The organism is Wohlfahrtiimonas larvae (genome assembly GCF_002006755.1).
In the GTDB taxonomy this organism is placed as follows: Bacteria; Pseudomonadota; Gammaproteobacteria; order Cardiobacteriales; family Wohlfahrtiimonadaceae; genus Wohlfahrtiimonas; species Wohlfahrtiimonas larvae.
On the sequence record NZ_MVDO01000112.1, the window covers coordinates 1 to 15,090 of the forward strand.

Consider the following 15,090-nt stretch of genomic DNA (forward strand, 5'->3'; position numbering starts at 1 on the left):
AAATGAGGAATGACCAAGCCGACAAAGCCAATCCCTCCAGAGAATGCAACAGCGCTGCCTGTTAAAATCGCAACACCCCAAATTTGTTGCTTCTTCAATCGTTCCACGTTCACACCTAAATGCTTCGCTTCACGCTCACCCAATAACATTGCATTCATCGCACGAATCTTAAATAAAAACAATGGCACAATCATTAACTGCAACACAAAGAGAATCGTGAGTTTTGTATAATCAAAACCACCCAAGCTACCTAAAGACCAAAATGTCAATGAGCGTAATTCTTCATCACTTGCAATAAAGGTCAACAATCCCAAAAGCGCCCCAATGAAAGCATTAATAGCAATACCGACTAATAGCATTGCACTTACGCTTACACCTTGATTATGCTTTGAGAAATAGTATAAAAAAGCTGTCACAGCCCACCCACCAATGCAGGCTGCGACAGGCAGCGTATAATCGTTTAAGTATTCTATTAATGCAGGAAATAGCTTGCCACCCAAAACAATTGTTAACGCTACAAAAAAGGCCGCCCCACTTGATACGCCAATAATGCCTGGCTCCACCAAAGGATTACGAAACAAACCTTGCATCACAGCACCAGAGATAGCAAAAGCGCCACCCACCAACAATGCTGCAAGAATTCTTGGCAAGCGAACCTGCCAAAAAATATAACTATCTAAACTATCAAAATTAAGGACTTCACCCCAATTAATCGTTAAAGCACCAAAATAACTGGAAACAACAACAGTTAAAATAATTAAGCCCGCCATAAAAATCAGGCTTAATGACAAAGACTTGTTGCCCACTATTTTGCTTCCTCTAAACATTCATCAATCATACGACTTAAAGTCAATGCATCATCATATAAATGGACGCCATAAACCAATACATGGCTAATATCCACTTCAAATACACATTTAGGCTGCACTGGTTTCGGCCAACCAATACTAGAAACATCTTTTCGTATCACAGGCATATTTTTTTCTGCAAATTCTTTACGGGTACCAATTAAAACAATCTCTGCATCTTGCTGAATTTGTGTTTCTAAGTTCACAGCTTTATAAGCGTTAAATTGACTTGCAAATGGGTTCTTTAATCCTAACAAATCGATCAAAGCTGTTGCACTTGTATCACCGCCTGCAAAACTTTTAGATCCACCGCCACCCATTTCTTCCATAATGAACAGTGTCTTACGAGCACCACGTTTACTCATATCATCTTTCAGTAAACCATGCTTTTTCTCTAATGATTGCTTCAATGCTTCACTTTTCGTTGGCTCATTAAAAATTTCACCCACTTGGGTTACCAAACTTTTAAGTTCATCTAAATTACTTGGCTTAGCTAACACATAAGTTTGGATGCCTGATTTATTGACCTGCTCAACAACATTTTTAGGCCCTGAATCTGATGACCATAAAATTAATGATGGCTTTAGTGACAACATACCTTCTGTTGAAAGTGCAATACGATAACCAACATCTGGTAGTTTTTTGAGCTCATCATTATAGCGACTGGTTGTATCCGCCCCTACTAATAATCGTTCTTTACCCAATGCCTCGACAACTTGAGTGATATAGGCAGAGGTTGTAATCACTCTTTCTTCTGCCATTACACCACTCATTAATCCCGTCACCAAAAATGTAGATATGATTAATTTTTTCATCATCATTTGCCCATCAATCTTAGAAATTCACAGTGACAGAAATACCCGCATTAATCCCAGGTTGAGTTGAACGATCCAATGCTGCATTACTCATTTTGCCCATGCGACTCGCCCAATTCCAATGTTTTTTATCTAGAATGTTATAAATACCTGCATTTACACGAACATTTTTAGTTGGCTTATATTCGGCAATTAAGTCTAAAGTACCGTATCCTGGCATTTTCACGCCATCTTTACGCAACTCTTCAGAAATTTGACTATCCTTTTTGCCTTTAGATAACTTCCAATTCAATCCGATATAAGCAATATCACTATATGCATAGTTCACACCTAAAACTGCTGTTAATGGCTCAACGCTATCAATGGGCTCTTTAGTCTTTTTATCTTTACCTTTTGCATAAGCAATTGCACCGTTAAAACGCAATTCACCATCACCATTATGCAACTCTATAATACGCAAGCTAGTTTTTGCTTCTGCACCATAAATGTATGTTTTATCCAAATTGACAGATTGATATGTCATCAAGCCAGTGTCTTTATCGACACCTTGGTAGACCATCTCTTCAATAAAATCATTATAACGCGTATAAAACGCCGCAACTGAAGCTGTATTCACATCATCATTAAAGTTCCAACCCAATTCAAATGTTTTACTTTTTTCCGGTTTCAAATGTGGATTAGAGCGAGTTGCATAACCTTGCGCCAAGTTAGCAAACCCCATATTAACCGCTGTAAAGCCTGGTGCTTTAAATCCTTCTGCATAGTTCGCATATAAAGTATGATTATCTGCGGGATAATATAAAACCGCCAAACGTTTAGATAAATTATCTTTATTCATCCCCGTTGGTGGTAAGGTGCCTAAGTTCCCATCAATATATGCTCCACCTTGCTTAACTTTTAATGAATAATGGTCATAACGCAATCCCATAATCACTTCAATAGTATTATCTAAGAAACCAATACGATCTTGAACAAATAAACCATATTCTTGCACTTTAGAATCAGGGAAACTTTTAGTTGGGAACGAGCCAGTTGGTTCTTTTGATAAACCAGTTTCAGAATTGATGGTATCTCCTAATCTTAATGTTTTAACTTTTTGATGTTTATAATTAGCACCATATGTTAATTCATGAGCAACGCTACCTAACATCACATTTTTATTAAATTCTGCATTAAATCCAAATTGATCATTATCAAAATGTGAAGTTCTCCAACGATCTTCTAAGTGTGGCGCAACAGCAGGTCTAGGCGGACGAGCAGGACTACCAAAATTCTGCCTCAACTCATCAACTTTTTGACGAGCTTTAGTTGTTTGATAGTAAGCCAACCAATGCCCTTTATCAAAAATTGGTGTTGCAGACTCAAATTCGTGTCGTAAATTAACTTGCTGTCTTTCTGTTTTTAAATTGCTAGTTCTGGCTAAATATTTAGGCTGACTTGGCATACCCATCACATGAGATGTGATAACAGATAAACCCTTATCCCACGTTTTATCCTGATAAGATTCATAGCTTAATGAGAATTTGTGTTCTGCATTTGGCTCATAAACAACTTTAGTTAAAATATTTTTAATATTAGACTCAGATGGGTTAGGGTGTTGACGATTTGCCCCTAATAAAGATTCACCATATGCTTTACCATAATAGTTTTCACGCTCATAATGTTTACGAAATGATGTTCTCACAAATGCAGACAATTCATCAGTAAATTTAGCTGCGACTGTACCTGTAATTAACTGATCACGATCTACAGAGTTATAGCTCGTTTTCACTTCGAACCCCGTTCTTCTACCCTCTTGGATAAAGTCCTCAGGATCTTTTGTTTGCATAAAAATACCGCCCGCCAATGCACTACTACCATATAGCATTGACACAGGTCCTTTAATGATATCAATGGACTTCATCGCATCAATATCAAAATACCCCATCCCTAATTCTGTGTATCCTCCAGGAAAGCTAAATGCTTTTGGTAATGGCGCACCATCGATTGCTACCATTACTCGATCGCCACCCACACCACGAATTTTAATATCATCTATTCGTCCAGAAGCGCTAGAATCAATCGTTATACCTGGTTCATAACGCAATGCACTCGATAAGTCTGTCGCACCGATGCGCTCAATTGTCTCACTCGTTACTTGTACTAAACTTGTTGCGGCTTCCTCTGCAACACGGTCATCTTTCAAAGCTGCAACAACCACGCGTGTTGTACCAATTTCTTTAGGTGCTTTTTCTTCTGCAGAAACAAGAGTGCCAAATAATGCAGCGGTTAACATAGTAAATAACAAAGTGTGACGATGGTTATGCATAACTATTCCTAAATGTGATTAAATATTAATATCAAACGACATCAATTCTCGTTTGTGTATTATTGACATTTATCAAGCATTGTCAATCAAAACTTATCACAATGTTTTAAGAAACCAATCATTCAATCCTACAATCACCCATCAATGATTGAATTCATAATTAATTTTTATAATTCACATTTCATATTTAAGAAATTTAGCAAATGAACCTTGTTCGCTTGATTTTAGTCAATTTTGCGAGGATAAATCAGACACCTTATCGATTAAAAATCATTATTATGAAGCTCTCGATATGTTCAAAAATAATTTCGAGTATCCACCAATCCAATCAGACGAGGGCCATATGAAAAAACTTTTGACCAGATTGGCAATATTAGGCATCACTGCTTTTATTGTTGTATTTGCAGGTTCTTTCATGATTATTAAAAATCGAACCAAACCATTCACAGAACCATCCAAAATTACGCCAGAAATTATTCAACGAGGAGAATATGTTGCTCGTCTATCTGACTGCGCTGCTTGTCATACTGCTCCGGGCGATCAAGAATATGCAGGTGGTTTAGCAATGCAAACACCATTTGGTGCAATCTATTCCACAAATATTACACCAGATAAAACAACTGGCATTGGCAACTACACACTAGAAGAATTTGGCAATGCAGTTAAACATGGTGTCCGCAAAGACGGCGCAGCACTTTATCCTGCAATGCCTTATGCTTCTTACACCATCATGCCAGATGAAGATATTGCCGCAATGTATGCATATTTTATGCAATCAGTGCCCGCTGTTCAAAAAGATAATGCATCATCAACATTCCCATGGATCATCAGCATGCGTTGGCCTGTTGCCTATTGGCAAATGCTATTTGCTCCCATCCGTAATTTTGAACAAAATCCTCAATTAACTGAATTACAAAATCATGGTGCTTACATTGTGGAAGGACCAGGACATTGCGGTGCTTGCCATACACCGCGAGGCATTGCTTATCAAGAAAAAGCATTATCCAATGATAAAAGTGACATTTTCTTATCAGGTGCTTTGATTGATGGTTGGAGAGCAAAAAGTTTACGTGGCGAAGGCCAAGGTTTAAAAACCTGGAGCGAAGAAGAAATTATTGAATTCTTAAAAACTGGCCGTACTGACAAAGTTGCAGCATTCGGTGCAATGGCTGATGTTGTAGAACACAGCTCTCAATTTTGGACAGATCAAGATCTCAAGGCCACAGCAAGCTATTTGAAAACATTATCCCCTGCCCCTAATAAATCTTTAGAATTAGCAACACAAAAAGATACAACAACGGATTTATTATTATCAGATAAATTCAGAGATCCTGGTGCAGTGTTATACATCGAAAACTGTAATATCTGTCATAGAGCAGATGGTGAGGGCGTGCCACGCATATTCCCTGCCTTAAACCAGAATACAGCAATTACCGCTCAAAATGCACAATCAGTGATCCAAGTAACATTGGAAGGTGGAAAAATGCCTCTCACACCTGCCGATAGAATGGCATTTGCAATGCCTGGATTTAATCATTTAAGTGATGAAGAGGTAGCACAAGTGATCAACTTTATTCGAAATTCTTGGAATAACGTAGCGCCAGAAATCTCAGCACAAGATGTTGCAGAAATTCGTCACTTCTTAGCGAATAAAGCACCTAACATTACCTCAGTGAAGGAGGTTAAATAATGAAAAAACATATCATTTTATCCTTAAGTATAACTGCATTAATGGTCACAAGTGCTTTTGCATATACCTTAACAGCTTCTCAGCCCAAAGAATATGAGATGATCAGCAAAGATGGGCAACCACTACCTGATTATGTTGTACCATCAGACTTAGCTATTGCAAATGAGCCGAATGCTGATGAGATCTTCTACGGCAAAGAACTGTTAAACTCAACCAAAAGATTATTACCTGATAATGTTGGGGCAATGATGAACTGTAATAGCTGCCATATTGCTGAAGGAAAATCTGAATTTGGCGCACCTTATTTAACATCGCTACCACAATATCCAAAAGTTATGCCTCGCGCAGGTAAACTAGTTAATATGGAAATGCGTATCAATGGTTGCTTTCAACGTTCAATGAACGGTAAGCCATTAAATCCTGAGTCCAAAGAAATGAAAGCAATGATTGCTTATATGGAATGGCTCAGCAAAACACAACCTGAAGGTGCAAAAGTTAAATTAGTTAATTCAGGTCCTGTGGATGAATCTTTGGTACCTAACGTAGATAACGGCAAAATCATTTATGCAGAGCGCTGCGCTTCCTGTCACGGCAACGATGGAGAAGGCCTTAAAGATAAACGCGGCAATATTATTTTTCCTCCATTATGGGGTGATGAATCATTCAATATTGGTGCAGGGCTAGCTCGAACTTATAAAGCTGCACAATTCGTCAAATATAATATGCCTATGGGCGTTGAAACAACTGGCATTTGGGGGCAAGGTAATCAAGGTACATTAACAGATCAAGAAGCTGTCGATGTTTCTGAATATTTTACACATATGCCAAGACCAGATTTTCCTGGCAAAGTGAATGACTGGCCAAATGGCAATAAACCTAAAGATGCAAGATATTAATACATTAAAATAATCGATGAGCCATTCGTTAGTTATGAATGGCTTTTCTTTTGATGGTTCACTTATAATCTATCTTCACGCATCAAAACAGGATAGATCATGAAACATACAATTATCACGACATTGCTTCTTTCATGCATTTTAACAGCATGTAATTCTGTACCACCTCAAGATATCAAAACCCTTTCAGCAGAATCTTTATATTACAAAGGCGTACAAAATTTATCAGGCAATGGAATCCCTCGGGATGAAGCTAAAGCACTACAATACTTCAAAGCTGCTAGCGATAAAGGTTACATTTCAGCTGATAATGCAATTGCAGTTATGTATGATGAGGGCATCGCTGTTAAAGCAGATAAAGAAATTGCGCTGCAATATTATGCAAAAGCAGCTAAATCTCAAGATACTGCGGCACTATACAATCTCGCGGCTTTTTACTATGAGAATGATCCCTCCAACCCAAAGCTTCAACAATATTTAGAGCAAGCTATAGATCATAAAGATGGTGATGCATTAAGCTTACAAGCTCGAATTCAAATGAGAAATGGCAATCTAAATGAGGCTTATCGCTTATTCGCTAAAGCTGCCAAAGTACAACATCCCGATGCACTATTTTATTTATACTTAATGAATAAAGAAGGCAAAGGTACACGTAAAAATAAAAACCTCTCAATGACCTATTTAAAAAAAGCAGCAGAACTACGCCAACCCGAAGCACTATTTATTCTAGGTACGATGTATCTGCAAGGCGATGAGTTACCTCAAGACAAACCTAAGGCTTTTGATTTGCTCAATAAGGCAGCCAAAGCTGGGCATATCAAGGCAACTGTTAATTTGGCAATTATGTATCAAAAAGGCGACGGTATCGATCAAGATCTCTCAAAATCTATACAACTATTGAAAATTGCAGCGGCACAAGGTGACCAACAAGCAATACAGACACTCCAAACCATAAAGTAACTATTTGATTTTAATAAAATATAGATATTTATAAGATAATCATTCTCAACAATAGAATAAAAACTTGACTACATTATGAATACAAAAATGAAGTCAAGTTTTTCAAAAATACCTATCAATATATTTATTTTCAATAAGTTATAATATTTTCAATGCGATTTATCTTAAAAATTATCGCTGATCATAAAAAATAAAATGACTTTTATCATAAATAATATGATTTAAAAATTGACATAAACATCAATTCTGATATTATGTCATCAGACATCTAGTTAACCCTAGATGTTCTCCTCCATATCCTCCTTTGGTGGTTATTTTGCCGAAATTCAGTTTTCGGCTTTTTTTTGCCTAAAATTTAACGTTATACTTATTTTCAGATATAGCTTGTCATTAATTCTCATTTTAAGAATTATATCATCTACCTATCATTATCAAATGCTAACAAACACTATTTACTTAATATTATCAACAACTTATTTAAATAAAAAGTTAATATCTGTCTCATTTTGATGTATAATGCTTCCCACATATTGCCGATATTTAAAATAAGGAGAACATCATGAAAGGAAGTCAAAAAGTTATCGATTACTTAAACGTATTATTAGCAGGTGAATTAGCTGCGCGTGATCAATACTTTATTCACTCAGCGATGTACCAAGAGTGGGGCTATAAAAAATTGTTCGAGAGAATTCGTCACGAAATGGATGATGAAACTGAACACGCACAATTAATCATCTCTCGTTTACTTTTATTAGAAGCAACACCCAACATGATTCCTGATAAATTGGATATTGGTGCGGATGTTGTTGCAATGCTTGAAAGTGACTTACGTTTAGAATTAAGCGTACGTGAAGCATTGAAGAAAGGCATCAAATTGTGTGAAGAAGAACAAGATTATGTAACGCGTGATATGTTAGTTGTCCAGTTGAAAGACACTGAAGAAGATCATGCTCATTGGTTAGAAAAACAATTACGTTTAATCAAAACTATTTCTTTACCAAACTATCTTCAAGACCAATTGAACGGCTAGGAGGAAGTTTATGAAAGTTGATCGCGTTGTTATTCAACAGTTGAACAAAGTATTGGGTCAATATCTTGTTTCTATTAACCAATATTTTTTACATGGTCGTATTTTGAAAAACTGGGGCTTTGAAGCTTTAGGTAAAACGATCTATAAAAAATCTATTGAAGATATGAAAGAATCAGATGATTTGATCGAACGTATTTTATTATTGGAAGGTTTACCGAATCTACAAGATTTGGGCAAAATCTTAATTGGTGAAGAAGTACCTGAAGTAATTAGCAGCGACTTAACTTGCGAATATAACAAGCGCACAGTTTTAGTTGAAGCAATTCGTGTTTGTGAAGAAAAAGAAGACTATGTTTCTCGTGACTTATTATCTCATTTGTTAGATGAAAGCGAAGAGCACATTGATTACTTAGAAACACAGCAAGAATTGTTAGCTGAATTAGGCTCTGAGAAATATCATCAATCTATTATCTAATAATAGAATATTTATGAGTTACAAAAACCGCCTTCATGGCGGTTTTTTTATTGATCTAATCAAAAATTAATAGCTCACTAACCTTCTGGCCAAATAAAACGCCCTTTGATTTCAGGATCCGTTTCAATGAATGTTTTCATTTCATCTGACTGGAAAGATTTTTTCACATCTTTCGCCCAAGTTGTTTCTAAGTCAGCTTTTTTCACTGTCACTAACAACTCTAAATCAGGCAAAAATGTTTCATGTGCCAAAGCATGTTCTGAACCAATACCTGCCAACAGTGCAACACCGCCCGGCATAATACCATAATCAATTTCTTGTAATAAACGAGGAATCAAAGCTGAATCCACTTCTTTAAACTCCAAGTTGTAAGGATTATTGGTGATATCTCTTTGTGTTAAAGTTGCAATATCTGCTTCTAGATTCACTTCAATCCAACCCACTTTTGCCAACAAAGCATAAGCACGCGCTGTGTTGGATGGATCATTTGGGATCAAAACTTTATCTTTACTCTTCACATTATCCAAATTCGTCTGTTTCACTGAATAGATGAATGCAGGAATTGAAGGTGTATGTACCAATGATGCTAAGTCACTTTTAGTTTCGCGATTATAAACATTCAAATAAGCTTGATGTTGCGCTGTATGGAAATCAATACCGCCACTGATCAATGCTTCATTCGCATCACGCAAACCATTAAAATTCATCAATTCAATTGTATAACCCTGTTTTTCTAATTGAGGCTTAACAACCTTTTCCACCAATACATTATGCGCACTTGGTGGTATACCAACTTTCAATAATTTTTTATCTGCCGATTGATCGGCGCCCTGCCCGCATGCAACCAATAAAAAACTCAGTGTTGCAGCCATAATGGGATATATATATTTTTTCATACTCACTCCATCTTAGATTTTAATTTCATATATAACATATATGCATTATATAGAATAATTTTTAACTGTATATCAAATTATTTTTAATTTAAAGTATCCTTTTTTAACTGAGAAAAGACTATGAATCAACGTTGTGGCTGGTGTGGTAACGACAAAATTTATCAAGAGTATCATGATCAAGAATGGGGTGAACCCCTTTATGATGATCAAGCACTCTTTGAATTATTCATACTAGAAACATTACAAGCAGGTTTATCTTGGATTACTGTTCTGAAAAAACGTGAAGCTTATCGTGCTGCACTGGATAACTTTGATGCTCACAAAATTGCTCAATATGATGAAACTAAATATGAGTCGTTAATGCAACATCCCGATCTTATTAAAAATAAGCTAAAAATGCGAGCCATTATTCATAACGCACAATGTTATTTAAAATTAAAAGCAGAATACGGTAGTTTTTCTGATTGGCTCTGGCAATATGTTGACCATCAACCCATTCTGAATAGCTTTGTCGAACTCTCAGATGTTCCTACCAAAACAGAAATTTCAGATCAATTAAGTCAAGATCTTAAGAAGCTAGGCTTCAAATTTGTTGGTAGTGTGACTATATATGCATTTATGCAGGCCATGGGCATGGTCAATGATCATGTCAGCCATTGTTTCAAATATAAAGTTGACATTAAATAATAATACGATAGGATTCTATCCACGCAAAATATGCGAAATTATTAAATTATATAACGTAAAATAAGGAATTATTATGTCAGCAGCATATAAAGAGTATAAAGTTGTGCGTGTTTCACAAACAGGCATTGGTATTTTGATTTTAGGTGCAAGTGCTATGCCCATTAATAAAGTAGAAACTTTATTAAATCAGGAAGCATTAAATGGTTGGTCTATGGTTTTCCAAGTCGTAGAAGTTTCTCGCTATATGCTATTTTGGAAGCGCCAATCTGTCATTGTTACTTTAGGTCGTTAATCATTTGAATGAGGATGTGCTGATGAAAACTTTAAGAGATTTAAAGCAAGAAGAAGAGTCTTTGCGTAATGAGATCAGCCAACTCACAGATGATCAACGAAGAAATATTTATCAATACTTAGATATACATCTCAAAAATCCGGATACTTATGCTGCCCTCAATTACTTCTTTATTTGTGGCTTACACCATTATTATTTAAAGAAATGGGGGCGAGGCACTTTTAATATTATTATAATGTTGCTCGGCATTATTCTAATATTTACATCCATTTCATGGCTTGGATGCATCTTAATCATCACTATTTTTATCGTAGAAATCCCTCAATTATTTCAATCCCAAAAAATAGTTTACCAATACAATAATAATTGTATGCGTATCGCATTACTCCAACAACAAAACATGTAAATACCCTTACATAGCTTCAATAATTTCGTTACAATACTTTGCATTAATATTATCTTAGACGAGACACATTCAATGAGAAAAAAGCTCCTTACATCTCTTCTGCTGATATTTCCCATGAGTATTCAGGCAAATGCACAAGAATCTTATAGCATTGGTATTGGTTTAGGGTATGAGCAAAAGCCTTATTCTGGAGATCATTCTAACTGGATTCCAGTGCCACATTTTGAATATCAAAATGGTAATTTATTCATTAAAGGTTTAAAAGCGGGCTTATATCTTTTTAATACACCTACAACTAAATTTGATGCTCATTTAAGATATGAATCCTTAAATTTTAAACCTAGTGATTCTTATGGCGCCTTACAGCACTTAAATCGCCGTAAATCTACTATTGAACTAGGGATTGGTTTTCAACACATCTTTCCTAACAAAATTTTTATCAGCGCGGATATTGATGCTGACATCTTAGGACGTAGTGATGGATTTAACATAGATACAGGAATCGGCATGATTCATCCTATCAATGACCATTTTAAAATCATTCCTAAAATTGGTGGTATTTGGTCTAGTAAAGATCACAATGATTATTATTATGGTGTTTCCAATGCAGAATCTTATAGAACAGGCATCTCATATTATTCTCCAAGTAGTAGTTTTACACCTTACATTGGTGTTGGCACAACAATTAATGCAACAGATAATCTCCATATTTTTGGTGGCGCGCAATTTAAATTCTTACCTAGTAAAGTGAAAAATAGTCCAATGACTGATCGCTCTACACTATCTAATTTTGCAATTGGCATTAACTACAATTTCTAAATCATTCTATAATGATTCAATATTTACAAGAATGGGCGCTAATATGTGCCCTTTTTTATATTTTCTAATCGCTTAATATGACAATTATGAACAATCTTAATTCACAAATACCACAAAATGGCTTTTATTACTTTTCTCAAGGTTGGAAATTAATGTTAGAGCCTGGCTTAAAACGTTATATTTTCATGCCTATCCTGATCAATATCCTTATCATTGGTGGTGCATTTTTATATATTTATACCCAAGTCAGCGACATTGTTAATTCGGCGCTAAGCTACTTACCTTCATGGTTACACTGGCTAAGCTATTTACTATGGCCATTGATTCTCATCAGCGTATTGATTTTTTTTGGCTACTTCTTCACAACTATCGCCAATATCATTGCCGCACCTTTTAATGGCATGTTATCTGCCAAGGTAGAAAGCATGCTCACTAATACAACAGCTGATGATAATTCATGGACAAATTTCGCCAAAGATTTTGCACGCAGTATTCAACGTGAATTTCAGAATTTAGCTTATTACATTCCAAGATTGATTGGCATTCTATTACTATTTTTAGTACCTGTGATTGGCACAATTGTTGCACCGATTCTCCTCTTTTTATTCAATGCTTGGATGATGTCCATTCAATACAATGACTATGCTTTTGACAATAACCGTGTCAGTTTTCCAATTATGAAACAAAGGCTTCAAAAAGATCGCCTGAATAATTTAATGTTTGGCTCAATGATTAACCTCGTGACCATGATCCCTTTCGTGAACTTAATCATAATGCCTGCAGCAGTTTGTGGAGGCACATTACAATGGGTCAAAAAATATCGTAGCGATTTTGTCAAATAAACTTGGTTTTACCTAACCTTTGTGGAACAATAGAGCCATTAATTTTATTCAAGGTTTACATTATGATTGACAATGACGGCTATCGCTCGAATGTTGGAATCATCTTGTGTAATCGGGACAAAAAACTATTTTGGGGTCATAGAATAGGACATTTAGATTCATGGCAATTTCCTCAAGGTGGAATCGACGAAGGCGAATCTCCTGAAGAGGCAATGTTTCGAGAATTGAAGGAAGAAGTTGGATTATCTTCTGATGATGTAAAAATTTTAGGAAAAACTAAAAGCTGGTTAAGGTACCGTTTACCACAACGATTGATTCGTAGAAATAATACGCCTCGTTGTATTGGGCAAAAGCAGATTTGGTTTCTATTAGAACTCACTTCCGATGAGGATGCGATTAATTTAGAGTGTTTCGATACACCTGAATTTGACCATTGGAAATGGGTTGAATATTGGAAACCTATTGATGATGTCATATACTTCAAGCGCAAAGTTTATAATAGAGCATTGGTTGAACTTGCTCCGTTATTATTTAAAGGTACAGCTATCCCAGATAAACCTTTATATGAAAAACGTGTCGATTTTAGACCAAAACCCAAAGTCAGACGCTCTTTATATCGAATGAAGAGTAGAAGTTAAAAACTCAAATAGCCCATGAAATCATGGGCTATTTATGGTTTTGATTACTGAGAAAAAAGCTGTGCTTTCTCTGCAGTAATCCAAGCTAAATCTGCACATAAAGCTTTATGGAATGCTTTGGCTTCAGGTTTGAATTTTTTCCACTCTTGATCGCCCAAGTATTTTATATCTTTATAATTACGGCCAACATTAAATGTAAATACACTTTTTGACACAATTTTTGCCATTTCTAATTTAAAATCGCCCGATGCTCGATCAATAATTTTATGAAAATCATTGGCAGAAAACTCTGTTACATTACCTTTTGTTTTGATCGCTTTACCCAATGTTCGCGTTGCATCTGCATGCGTATTATCCAACATTGTAAGCAATTGAGAATTACCATCTAGTTGTGATTTCACAACATTCACAAATTGAGAATGCAATGCATCCATCAGTATCACTGCTTCTTTTTCACGTTGTGGTAATTTTTGAAGAATAAAGTCAACTAAGACCTTCACTTGGCTCTGTTTTTCTGTAGATAGATCCAATCTTTCACCATTTAGAGAAACCTCTCCAGTTTGATGCAATATGTAATGTTTCCGCCCTTCTGTGATTTCCACAAAGTTTGCAAATGCTGTCATATCATATGTAGGATCTTGCTCACAAACAGATTTTGCAAAACTGATGGAAGACATCATAACAATGCTCACTATGTATAATAATCGAATGTATTGCTTAACTAACATAATAATTTTCCAATAAAAAAGCACAATATCTATGAATAAATATTGTGCTACACATTACAATAAAATAATTATTTTTTCACAACCGATAATGAACGTTTGATAAATACCGTACAAATCATAATGAATACAAATAAACCTGCCAATTGTATAACAGTATTTGTAGAACCACCCAATATGTTGGTTAATCCTTCAAGCATAGACAATGGCGCCGCACTATGACCGCTAGATACGCTGATCACAATAATAATTGCCATTAAAACACCCACTAAACTTTCACCCACGATTAAGCCTGATGCGATCAATGTTGCTTTGCGATCTACTAAAGTGTAAGTTTTTTCAAAGTCTTTCACATCACCTTGATACATCTTATTTTTAACTGAACGGCGGATCAACCATGCAATTAAACCACCCAAGAAAATAGGCGTTGTAATTGTTGGTGGCAAATAAATCCCCATACCCACTGCCAATGCAGGTAATCTTAATGCTGAACCTGATTTACCCAAGATAAAGTCAACAATAATAAAGAAAACGCCCAATCCAACACCGATTAAAATCATCGTCCATTGTAGATTATGTGAAAAAATACCTGTTGCGATTGTGCTCATCAATGTTGCTTGTGGTGCTGCCAATACTTGAGTAGGGTCCATATCCGCACGCGGTAATGCACCTGTAAAACCATAAGCCTGATATAACACATCCAAGATTGGTGCAATCACCAATGCACCAATGATACAGCCGATCAATAATGCAGCTTGCTGTT

General features: G+C 35.8%; 17 protein-coding genes. 11 read left to right on the plus strand and 6 right to left on the minus strand.

What is annotated here, in order from left to right:
- From BZK14_RS06800 to BZK14_RS06810, 3 genes are all read right to left on the minus strand, one after another.
- On the minus strand, nt 1–806 hold an 806-nt coding region (locus BZK14_RS06800), incomplete at its 3' end, for a FecCD family ABC transporter permease (protein WP_245831210.1).
- Entirely contained in the window at nt 806–1,669 is an 864-nt protein-coding gene (locus BZK14_RS06805) for a heme/hemin ABC transporter substrate-binding protein (RefSeq protein WP_245831212.1), read from the minus strand. The genes BZK14_RS06805 and BZK14_RS06800, both read right to left, overlap by 1 nt.
- Before the next feature lie 13 nt (nt 1,670–1,682).
- A complete protein-coding gene (locus BZK14_RS06810; RefSeq protein ID WP_077925785.1) occupies nt 1,683–3,971 on the minus strand; it encodes a TonB-dependent hemoglobin/transferrin/lactoferrin family receptor in 2,289 nt (762 codons plus the stop codon).
- 343 nt (nt 3,972–4,314) lie between these two features.
- Here BZK14_RS06810 and BZK14_RS06815 point away from each other — a divergent pair, with 343 nt between their 5' ends.
- From BZK14_RS06815 to bfr (BZK14_RS06835), 5 genes are all read left to right on the plus strand, one after another.
- Nucleotides 4,315–5,661 carry a c-type cytochrome gene (locus BZK14_RS06815; RefSeq protein WP_077925800.1) on the plus strand — a complete coding sequence of 449 codons (1,347 nt, stop codon included), beginning with the start codon at nt 4,315–4,317 and terminating at the stop codon, nt 5,659–5,661.
- Nucleotides 5,661–6,557 carry a c-type cytochrome gene (locus tag BZK14_RS06820; RefSeq protein ID WP_077925786.1) on the plus strand — a complete coding sequence of 299 codons (897 nt, stop codon included), beginning with the start codon at nt 5,661–5,663 and terminating at the stop codon, nt 6,555–6,557. Before BZK14_RS06815 ends, BZK14_RS06820 begins: the two co-directional genes overlap by 1 nt.
- Nucleotides 6,558–6,656: 99 nt before the next feature.
- Nucleotides 6,657–7,517, plus strand: coding sequence for a tetratricopeptide repeat protein (locus BZK14_RS06825; protein WP_077925787.1), 861 nt, complete (start codon nt 6,657–6,659; stop codon nt 7,515–7,517).
- Between the two features lie 559 nt (nt 7,518–8,076).
- A complete protein-coding gene (bfr, locus tag BZK14_RS06830) occupies nt 8,077–8,547 on the plus strand; it encodes a bacterioferritin (protein WP_077925788.1) in 471 nt (156 codons plus the stop codon).
- A gap of 10 nt (nt 8,548–8,557) precedes the next feature.
- Nucleotides 8,558–9,022: a bacterioferritin gene (bfr, locus tag BZK14_RS06835; RefSeq protein WP_077925789.1), complete on the plus strand. Its 465-nt coding sequence runs from the start codon at nt 8,558–8,560 to the stop codon at nt 9,020–9,022.
- Nucleotides 9,023–9,099: 77 nt separating this feature from the next.
- Here bfr (BZK14_RS06835) and BZK14_RS06840 read toward each other — a convergent pair whose 3' ends face one another.
- A complete protein-coding gene (locus tag BZK14_RS06840; RefSeq protein WP_077925790.1) occupies nt 9,100–9,918 on the minus strand; it encodes a MetQ/NlpA family ABC transporter substrate-binding protein in 819 nt (272 codons plus the stop codon).
- Nucleotides 9,919–10,038: 120 nt separating this feature from the next.
- Here BZK14_RS06840 and BZK14_RS06845 point away from each other — a divergent pair, with 120 nt between their 5' ends.
- The 6 genes from BZK14_RS06845 to BZK14_RS06870 all read left to right on the plus strand — a co-directional run bounded on the left by BZK14_RS06845 (nt 10,039) and on the right by BZK14_RS06870 (nt 13,602).
- Nucleotides 10,039–10,605, plus strand: coding sequence for a DNA-3-methyladenine glycosylase I (locus tag BZK14_RS06845; protein WP_077925791.1), 567 nt, complete (start codon nt 10,039–10,041; stop codon nt 10,603–10,605).
- A 73-nt stretch (nt 10,606–10,678) separates the two neighbouring features.
- Nucleotides 10,679–10,897, plus strand: coding sequence for a DUF4177 domain-containing protein (locus BZK14_RS06850; RefSeq protein WP_077925792.1), 219 nt, complete (start codon nt 10,679–10,681; stop codon nt 10,895–10,897).
- Nucleotides 10,898–10,919: 22 nt separating this feature from the next.
- Nucleotides 10,920–11,303: a hypothetical protein gene (locus BZK14_RS06855; protein WP_077925793.1), complete on the plus strand. Its 384-nt coding sequence runs from the start codon at nt 10,920–10,922 to the stop codon at nt 11,301–11,303.
- A 114-nt stretch (nt 11,304–11,417) separates the two neighbouring features.
- On the plus strand, nt 11,418–12,122 hold the full coding sequence (locus tag BZK14_RS06860) for a MipA/OmpV family protein (protein ID WP_245831214.1): 705 nt from the start codon (nt 11,418–11,420) through the stop codon (nt 12,120–12,122).
- A gap of 86 nt (nt 12,123–12,208) precedes the next feature.
- Complete coding sequence (gene cysZ, locus BZK14_RS06865) at nt 12,209–12,964, plus strand: sulfate transporter CysZ (protein WP_143691389.1); 756 nt, start codon at nt 12,209–12,211, stop codon at nt 12,962–12,964.
- A gap of 62 nt (nt 12,965–13,026) precedes the next feature.
- The gene (locus BZK14_RS06870; protein WP_077925796.1) at nt 13,027–13,602 is read left to right on the plus strand and encodes an RNA pyrophosphohydrolase; all 576 of its coding nucleotides are present in this window, start codon (nt 13,027–13,029) and stop codon (nt 13,600–13,602) included.
- Nucleotides 13,603–13,646: 44 nt separating this feature from the next.
- On the opposite strand, the gene BZK14_RS06875 is transcribed toward BZK14_RS06870, so the two are convergent.
- Nucleotides 13,647–14,330: a DUF2884 family protein gene (locus tag BZK14_RS06875; protein WP_077925797.1), complete on the minus strand. Its 684-nt coding sequence runs from the start codon at nt 14,328–14,330 to the stop codon at nt 13,647–13,649.
- A 68-nt stretch (nt 14,331–14,398) separates the two neighbouring features.
- The coding region (locus BZK14_RS06880) for an OPT/YSL family transporter (RefSeq protein WP_171973658.1) at nt 14,399–15,090 on the minus strand (692 nt) is incomplete at its 5' end.